Genomic DNA, 274 nt, shown 5'->3' with positions numbered 1-274 from the left:
CAACCAGAAGAACCAGAACGCCAACCAAGGCTAGAACTTCTACTACTACCTGCAGCAGGTTCTGGCTCGTTACAACCTGGAGAGGTACTCCAACGACCTGCCCAACGAGCAGCCCTACCAGTTCAACAAGAACGTTCAGCCCGGCTACAACCCCCAGCTCCAGTACCACAACGGCCAGGCCGTGCCCGCCCGCCAGAACAACGCTAACATCAACAACGCCAACAACAACTACCTGCAGCAGCTGCAGAACCTGGACAGGCGCATCGCCGACGCC

1 protein-coding gene is annotated in these 274 nt (G+C 58.0%); it reads left to right on the top strand.

All coding sequences use genetic code 11. The annotated features are described in order from the left end of the window. Positions 1 to 49: 49 nt before the first annotated feature. A partial coding sequence (locus tag P2081_RS21305) for a hypothetical protein (RefSeq protein ID WP_369011424.1) occupies positions 50 to 274 on the top strand: 225 nt, incomplete at its 3' end.

Origin of the sequence: Pseudophaeobacter profundi, assembly GCF_029697505.1 — a bacterium.
Lineage (GTDB): Bacteria > Pseudomonadota > Alphaproteobacteria > Rhodobacterales > Rhodobacteraceae > Pseudophaeobacter > Pseudophaeobacter profundi.
This window is presented reverse-complemented; position numbering and strand designations above follow the sequence as displayed.